6 protein-coding genes are annotated in these 4,374 nt (G+C 74.5%); 3 read left to right on the forward strand and 3 right to left on the reverse strand.

Annotated elements, in window-relative coordinates; all coding sequences use genetic code 11:
- Positions 1-453: amidase family protein (locus tag ACE3Q3_RS23080; protein WP_374449999.1), on the forward strand; the 453-nt coding region annotated here is incomplete at its 5' end.
- A gap of 16 nt (positions 454-469) precedes the next feature.
- Positions 470-1,120, forward strand: coding sequence for a maleylacetoacetate isomerase (gene maiA / locus ACE3Q3_RS23085; RefSeq protein ID WP_374450001.1), 651 nt, complete (start codon positions 470-472; stop codon positions 1,118-1,120).
- Here maiA and ACE3Q3_RS23090 read toward each other — a convergent pair.
- From ACE3Q3_RS23090 to ACE3Q3_RS23100, 3 genes are read right to left on the reverse strand one after another with little or no spacing between them, the layout of a single operon-like run.
- A complete protein-coding gene (locus ACE3Q3_RS23090; RefSeq protein ID WP_374450003.1) occupies positions 1,087-1,404 on the reverse strand; it encodes a DUF3303 domain-containing protein in 318 nt (105 codons plus the stop codon). The two genes, maiA and ACE3Q3_RS23090, sit on opposite strands and share 34 nt — an antisense overlap.
- Positions 1,401-2,312, reverse strand: a complete 912-nt coding sequence (locus tag ACE3Q3_RS23095; protein WP_374450004.1) for a hypothetical protein — start codon at positions 2,310-2,312, stop codon at positions 1,401-1,403. Before ACE3Q3_RS23095 ends, ACE3Q3_RS23090 begins: the two co-directional genes overlap by 4 nt.
- Positions 2,309-3,175, reverse strand: a complete 867-nt coding sequence (locus ACE3Q3_RS23100) for a hypothetical protein (protein ID WP_374450006.1) — start codon at positions 3,173-3,175, stop codon at positions 2,309-2,311. The genes ACE3Q3_RS23095 and ACE3Q3_RS23100 overlap by 4 nt, the downstream gene beginning before the upstream one ends.
- A gap of 111 nt (positions 3,176-3,286) precedes the next feature.
- Here ACE3Q3_RS23100 and ACE3Q3_RS23105 point away from each other — a divergent pair.
- Positions 3,287-4,374, forward strand: a 1,088-nt coding sequence (locus tag ACE3Q3_RS23105) for a P1 family peptidase (protein WP_374450008.1), incomplete at its 3' end; no start/stop codon positions are given.

The raw sequence follows: 4,374 nt of genomic DNA on the forward strand, positions 1-4,374 counted from the left end.
GCCAAGGGCGGCTTCGCCGTCGCCGAGGCCTGGGCTCTGCACCGCGCCCGCATCGCCGACCGCGGCGACCGCTTCGACCCGCGCGTCCGCGTCCGGATCGAGCGCGGTGCGGCGATGGATGCCGCCGACTATGTCGACCTGCTGCACGCGCGCGCCGACATCAACCGGCGGGCCGACGCGCGGACGGCGCAGTTCGATGCGGTCGTCATGCCGACCTGCGTCGTGCTGCCGCCGCCGATCGCGAGCTTCGCCGACGACGGCTATTACGGCCGCACCAACCTGCTGATCCTGCGCAACACGGCGCTCGGCAACTTCCTGGACCGCTGCTCGGTCTCGATTCCGGCGACGCCGGCGGGCGGCCCGCCGGTCGGATTCTGCCTCGTCGGCCAGCACGGCGACGACCGCCGCCTGCTCTCGGTCGGACAGGCGGTCGAGGCGGCGCTCGCCGCCTGACGGCGAGGGCGGGGCGGTGCGCCTCTTCAGCCAGGCCCGGAACTCGGCCGGCTGGCGGGTGCGCATCGCCCTCCATCTCAAGGGGCTGGCGTTCGAGTACGTGCCCGTGTCCGGCCTGCCGCCCGGCACCTGGCGGGAGCTCAATCCGCAGGGGTTGATGCCGGCGCTGGCGATCGGCGGCCGCATCGTCGCCCAGTCGGGCGCCATCCTGGAACTGCTGGAGGAACTGCATCCGGCGCCGCCGCTGCTGCCGGCCGCGCCGGTGGCGCGCGCCGAGGTGCGGGCCTTCGCCCAGGCGATCGCCGCCGACCTCCATCCGCTCAACAACAACCGGGTGCGGAAGTACCTCGCGGGGCCGCTCGGCCGCTCGCCGGGCGAGATCGACGGCTGGTACCGGCACTGGGTCGCGGCCGGCCTCGCGCCCTTGGAGGAGACGCTGCGCCGGTCGGAGGCCGGCGGCCCGTTCTGCTTCGGTCCGCGCCCGACCCTGGCCGACCTCCACCTCGTGCCGCAGCTCTACAATTGCCGGCGCTTCGCCTGCGACCTCGCTCCCTATCCGCGCCTCGTGGCAGCGGACGCGGCCTGCCGGACGGTTCCGGCTTTCCTCGCCGCGGCGCCCGAGCGGCTGCCGGACTATTCCGGGGCCGAGCCGCCCTGGGCCGGCTGAGGATCGAGGAAGGGCTCGACCAGCGCCGCCGTCTCGCGGCTGGGCACGACCGGGACGATCTCGAAGCGCACGCCGAGGCCGCGCCATTGCAGCACCCAGCGCTGCAGGAGGGCCGGGTCGTCGCAGCGCATCAGCTGGAAGCAGCGGCCGAAGTCGGCGGCGATCCAGCTGTCGACATATTCGAGGCCGGCGGGGAGACTGCGGCCGCGCTCGCGGACCCGCCGGTAGACCGGCACCATGTCGTCGTCGCGGAAGCGTTCGATCACCATGAAGAGCATCGTCATGCCTCCGTCGGGTCCGGCTCGACCTCCAGCGGATGGAAGAGGCGCGAGCGGTAGGGGCGGCCGTCGCGGCCGGGGATGCGGTGGGCGCGGTCCTTGGACCAGCCCGAGAGGTGGAGGATGCGGATCGGGTCGTGCGGCGGCGAGGGCTCGACGAGGCGGCCGGCGGTCGGGTCCCACATCGGCACCGCGAGGTGGCAGAGCCAGTTGCAGGCGGCGGGCAGGGAGGCCCAGCGCATCCGGTGATGATGGACGGCGACGTTGAGCGCTGTCTGCTCGCTCATGAAGAGGGGGCCGCGGCGATGGTCGGCCTGCCGCTGCATCGCCTGGCGGTAGAGCCATTCCCAGAGGTCCCAGAGCGGCGTGTCCGCGGCCATCGCGTAGACGCCGGTGTTGATCATCGGCTTCCGATCGAGGGCAGCGGCGATCTCGGGGCCGAAGGCCTCGCCGTACCAGCCGCCGAAATGGCGCCACATCTTCCAGTCGAGATGGCCCAGGAAATAGGCGCGGTCGAACTCGAGACCGATCAGCAGCTCGTGGCGCGGCGCCTCGGCCGCCATCCACGGGATCGCCGTCCAGTCCTGGACCCAGGTGTCGGCGTCGAGCCAGAGATAGACGTCGTAGCCGGGGAAGAGGCGGCGCATCCGCAGCTTGCCGAAGAGGGTGGCGACGCCGGGCGCCGTCGCCTCGAAGACGGCACGGGTCGGAAAGTCGAAGTCCCAGGCGATCGGGCGGACGGCGATCGGCAGGGTGGCGAGGTGGGCGCGATCGGCCGCGCCGAGGCCGCCGTCGATGAAGCCGAGGTCGATGCCGTCCGCCGCGGCATGGGCGGCGACGCTCGCGATCAGGCAGCGGGCGAGCGGGAACTGGCGGCTGTCGCAGCCGGTGACGAGGATGACCCGCGGCTTCACGGCGCCGCCTCCTCGCGCGCGACGGCGAGCGGATGGCGCAGGGTCGAGCGATAGTGCCCGCCCGCGCCGTCGCCGAGCCGCATCACGGCCGCCCGCGTCGGGCCGGAGAGATGGAGGATGCGGATCGGCGCCCCGGGCGGCACCGGCTCGACCAGCTGCTCCCCGGTCCAGCGCGGCAGCGCCTGGTGGCAGAGCCAGTTCCAGGCGGCGGGCAGCGGCGCGAACGGCAGCCGGCCGCGGACGACCGCCACCGTCAGCGCCAGGTCGGCGAACGCGTACGGGGCCGGGACCGCGGCACGGCGCTCCCAGCCCTCGGCCATCGCCGCCGCCCAGGCCTGCCAGTGGGGGGCGTCGGCATCGAGCGCCAGCACGCCGCCGTCGATGACCGGGCACATCCAGAGCCGGCTGCCGGCCTCGGAACCGAACGCCGCTTCGATCGCTCGCCGCATCGCCGCCCACGGCGGGTCGTCGCCGAACCATGCGGGGTAGGCGCGGTCGGCCTGGTAGCAGCCGGCGAGCCTCCCGCCGCCCGCGGCCGCGGCCAGCACCGGCAGTGCGTCGGGCGCCTGCACCCAGGTCGCGGGGTCGAGCCAGAGATGGCGGCCGAATCCCGGGGCCGCCTGCGGCAGCAGCGGCCGGGTCCGGGCGAGCGCATCGGCGAAGGGTTCGTCACCCCGCGGCCGCAGCACCACGGCGCCGATGCCGGCGGCGCGCCGGCGCGCCACCACCGCCCGGGCGGCGGCGTGGTCCGGCACCAACACCCGCACCGGCAGGTCGCAGCCGACGGCATCGAGGGACGCGAGAAGCCCGGACAGCAGCACGCCGCGCGGCAAGTCCCACGCGGTCACGACGACGGTGGCCATGCCCGAAGTTGATTCCCCCCAGAACCCAGGGCCGCGACCTTACGATATCCGGGTGACTGCGCCAGGAATTTCCCGCATACGGCAGACGGGCAAGGCAACAGGAGCGACGTGATGGCGGCAGGACAGGGTGCGGGCGGTCGGGTTCGGGCGCGCGACCTGGGCCTTCCCTTCTCGGGACTGACCGGGGCTGCGAACGCCATCACCGACGTCCCCGGCGTGGCGGTCGGGCACACGACGCTGATCTGCGGCGAGGGCGCGCTGCGCGTTGGCGAGGGACCGGTGCGGACGGGCGTCACGGCGATCCTGCCGCGGCGCGAGGATGGGCGCCCGGCGCCGGTCTGGGCGGCGATGCATTCCTTCAACGGCGCCGGGGAACTCACGGGGTCGCACTTCGTCGCCGAGTACGGCTGGTTCCTCGGGCCCGTCTGCCTGACCGGGACGCACAATGTCGGGGTCGTCCATGCGGCCTCGCTCGACTGGTTCCTCGGCCGGCACGGCCGCGCCATGGGGCCGGGCTTCTGGCACCTGCCGATCGTCGGCGAGACCTGGGATGGCTTCCTCAACGATTCCCACGGCGGCCACCTGAAACCCGAGCATGTCCGTGCGGCCCTCGACGGGGCGCGGTCGGGGCCGGTCGCCGAAGGGGCGGTCGGGGGCGGCACCGGCATGTCCTGCTACCAGTTCAAGGCCGGCATCGGCACCGCCTCGCGCCGCGTCCGGGCGGCGGGCGACTGGACGGTCGGCGCCCTGGTGCAGGCCAATTTCGGCCGGCGCGAGGAGTTTCGGCCCTTCGGCCGACCCTGGTCGTCGCGGCCGGCCGCCACCCCGGAGGGCAAACCCGGCGAGGGGTCGATCATCGGCATCGTCGCGACCGACGCGCCGCTGCTGCCGCACCAGCTCCAGCGCGTCGCCCGCCGCGCCGCCGTCGGCATGGCGCGGACGGGCACGTCGGGCAACAACGGCTCGGGCGACATCTTCCTCGCCTTCTCGACGGCGAATGCCCTGCCGCTCGATCCCGAGCGCGGCGTCACGGCGCTGGACCACCTGCCCAACGAGCAGCTCAACCCGGTCTTCGCCGGCACGGCCGACGCGGTCGAGGAAGCGATCCTCAACGCCATCGTCGCGGGGGGGCGCCCGGGGGGGCGGGGCCGGCCCCCCCGGGGGGGGGGGCGCCCGGCGGCGGGGGGGGGGGGGGGGGG

The sequence above is a fragment of the Allostella sp. genome (assembly GCF_041913585.1).
Lineage (GTDB): Bacteria > Pseudomonadota > Alphaproteobacteria > ATCC43930 > Allostellaceae > Allostella.